Annotated in this window: 4 protein-coding genes; 2 read left to right on the forward strand and 2 right to left on the reverse strand. The window is 62.7% G+C overall.

Annotated elements, in window-relative coordinates:
* Both AC1XOS_RS21685 and AC1XOS_RS21690 read right to left on the reverse strand, forming a co-directional pair.
* A partial coding sequence (locus AC1XOS_RS21685) for a hypothetical protein (protein ID WP_481964295.1) occupies nucleotides 1-382 on the reverse strand: 382 nt, incomplete at its 3' end.
* Nucleotides 379-1668, reverse strand: coding sequence for a glycosyltransferase family protein (locus AC1XOS_RS21690; protein ID WP_481964296.1), 1290 nt, complete (start codon nucleotides 1666-1668; stop codon nucleotides 379-381). The genes AC1XOS_RS21685 and AC1XOS_RS21690, both read right to left, overlap by 4 nt.
* A gap of 46 nt (nucleotides 1669-1714) precedes the next feature.
* Between AC1XOS_RS21690 and AC1XOS_RS21695 the strand changes: the two genes are divergently transcribed.
* On the forward strand, nucleotides 1715-2416 hold the full coding sequence (locus AC1XOS_RS21695; RefSeq protein ID WP_481964297.1) for an RNA ligase family protein: 702 nt from the start codon (nucleotides 1715-1717) through the stop codon (nucleotides 2414-2416).
* The coding region (locus tag AC1XOS_RS21700) for an HD domain-containing protein (protein ID WP_481964298.1) at nucleotides 2410-3109 on the forward strand (700 nt) is incomplete at its 3' end. The genes AC1XOS_RS21695 and AC1XOS_RS21700, both read left to right, overlap by 7 nt.

A 3109-nucleotide genomic window follows, 5' to 3' on the forward strand; every position in this document is an offset into this window, starting at 1 on the left:
TCGGCACCAGCGCCACGAGCCATGCCGCCAGCTCCCCCACCTGCCGCCCGTAGAGTGCCCGTGCCGCCCGGAACGTAAACCAGACTGTCGCCGCGCCAGTGAGTGCCGAGAAAATCCGCACCGCCAGCGCCCCCCCCAGCTTCCAAAACAGCGCTCCGACTATATGATAAAACGCCGGGTGCACCGAGACGGCGTAGTCGGAGTTGTAAGTCGGCAGGCAAAAGTGCTCCGCCCACCAGCGCGTCGTGAGAACGTGGCTCACTTCATCGGGGTGCCAGTTGCCATAGGGATCGCTCAGGCCGCTCACCACGGGGACGTTAAAGACCCACGCCAGTCCCAGTAATAGCGCCGCAAGTGTTGGCCACCAACCTCTCTGTCTCAAGCCGTGCCTCCGCCATGGCGCTCTTGTTCGTTGGCGAGCCGCCAGTGGCGCCGCAGGTAGTGCCAGCGGCGCAAGAATTTCTGCTCGGTCTGGAAAATAGTCCCCACGAGCTTAGACTTACGGGGCCGCGCCACGGTCGCACTTCCCGTCACGGCTTTCTCGGGCATCCACGCCGTAAAGAGACTCTCCACCGAGATGCTTGCCTGGTGCTGCTCCAGCGCCGCAAGAGCCGCTTCACTTGCGGCCTGGCGCTTGCTAGGCTCGCTTAGCCAGCTTGCCAGTGCCTCGCTCCATTCTGCGTCGGTGCCACAGAGCAGAGCGCCCTCGGTTTCGAGCAGCGCCGCCGAGCGAGCCGCGATAGTCGGCACCCCCACAGCGGCGGCTTCGAGGAACTTGATCTCGCTCTTGGCGTGGTTAAAGATCTGCGTCAGGTCCAGCGGCGCAAGGTTAATGTCCACCTGTGCAATCAGCCCCGGCAGCTCGCGCCACGGCACATACGGGTGCCGACGAACGCGTCCGTTTTGTTCAAAGCGCCGAAGCGGGCCCGGCAGCGCCACCGTTCCGACCACCAGAAGTCGTGCGTGGGAAAAACGCTCCAGCGTCGCGGCCAGCGGCAGCGCAATATCGGCGAGATCGGCATCGTGGGTCGGGGAGCCGGAGAGATAGCCCAGCGTGACTCTGTCGTCCTGGCGCTGTTTACCAAACGCCTCGCGGCGCTCACGCGCCGCTTGGGAGAGCGACAGAAGCTCCGTGCCCAAGAAGTTTCGGATCACACCCTCCTCCCCAGCCCCGGGTACCCTCTGGGTGCCAACCCTGGGAGGAGGGTTGGAGGAGGGAGACAGCTCCCCTCCTCCCGTGGCTTTCGGGAGGAGGGGTTGGGGGAGGAGGGTCGCCAAAAACTCGGTACTAAAGAGTGCGGCATCGGCGTTTTGCAGGGTTTGTGCGTTTGCCTCGGCCTCGCGCTTGCTGTGGCGATAGCGCAGGGGATCGTCGGGGAAGAGTGTTCCGGTGTGGCGGGCGTGCTCTAGGTCGAAAATGAGATCGTCGGCGCTATAGATAACTTTGGCACCAATGCCTCTTGCCGCCACCGCAAACGCGCTTCCGGGGCCGCCCCAGGGCATGCGGTGGAGCACCACAATATCGTGCGCCACTCGCACCGCGTCTTGGCCCGCTGAGACATGCTCCGCCGTATGGCCTGCCGCGATCAGCGCCTCACAGAGATGCACACAGCGGTAGCGGTTGGTGGCATCATCGGCCTGGCTGGGGTAAACAAAAAGAATCCTCACGGGCCATTTTAGCGCACTCGGCCACGAAAGCGATACGGTAGCCATTATGGACAGCATCCGAAAGTACCCGAGAACCCAGCACCTCGAAGGCAGTGGCCTACAAAAAGGCGACGACCCGGACCGGATGCCGTTTGTCTTGCTACGGGAGAAATTTCTCGTGGTGGAGGAGAAGCTCGATGGGGCGAACACGGGAATCTCGTTTGACGAGCGCGGGGCGCTTCAGCTCCAGTGTCGCGGGCACTACCTCACGGGCGGCCCCGGCGAGGCGCAGTTCGCGCTCCTAAAACCCTGGGCCCAGACCCACCAAGGCTGGCTCTGGGAGCGGCTGGGAACGCGCCACATCCTCTACGGCGAGTGGCTCTATGCCTGCCACACCGTTTTCTACGACCGCCTGCCGCACTACTTCTTCGAGTTTGATATCTTAGACACGCACACCGATTGCTTCCTCTCGACAGAAAAGCGCCGGGAAATTCTCGCGGGTGGCCCCGTGGTCTCCGTGCCCGTGCTCAAAGAGGGCATCTTTCGCAAACTAACCGATATCACCAAGCTCGTCGGGCCGTCGCTGTACAAGTCTGATGGCGGTGTCAGTGAGGGGCTGTATTTAAAGTGGGAAGAGAACGGCGAGGTGAAGGGGCGCTATAAATTTGTACGCGCCGGGTTTCTGCAGACGATTCTGGACTCCGGATCGCACTGGAAAGACCGCCCACTCGTCCCCAACCAGCTCGCCGAAGGGGTGGATTTATGGTAGCGGAGAGCGGACTCGATTGGAATAAAATAGAGGCGACTCCCTGGTGGCAGGCAATGACGGCGTGCCCGCAAGACCCACGCCACCATGGCGAGGGCGATGTGGCCAAGCATACCCGCATGGTGATCGAGGCACTCGAAGCCGACCCGCGCTTTGTGGATTTGGACGCGTCTGCCCGGCGGATTCTGCGGCTGGCGGCGCTGCTCCACGACTGCGGCAAGCCCGCCACAACCAAGCAGGAAGAGAGCGGACGGATTACGTCAAACGGCCACGCGCGGATCGGGGCGTATATCGCACGGCGGCTACTCTGGGAGCAGGGGTTTGACTTCACCGAGCGTGAGGCAGTCTGCGCTTTGGTCCGCTGGCACATGCGCCCTGGCTATTGTTTGGACAGCGACGATCCCGAGCGCACGGCAATCACAATTGCCCAGACCACCCACTGCGACTGGCTGACGCTCCTTGCGGAGGCCGACACGCGGGGCCGGATCGCGCCGAACACGGAAGATGCGCTGGTGCGTGTTGGTTTATTTGGCGAGCTTTGCAAAGAGCTTGGTATCTGGGATACCCCCTACGCCTTCGCCAACAGCCACAGCCGCTTTGTCTACTTCCGCACACCGGGCCGTGATCGAAATTATGAGGCCTACGACGACACCAAGGGCGAGCTGATCCTGATGAGCGGTCTGCCGGGCTCGGGGA

This window comes from Armatimonas sp. (assembly GCF_964826245.1).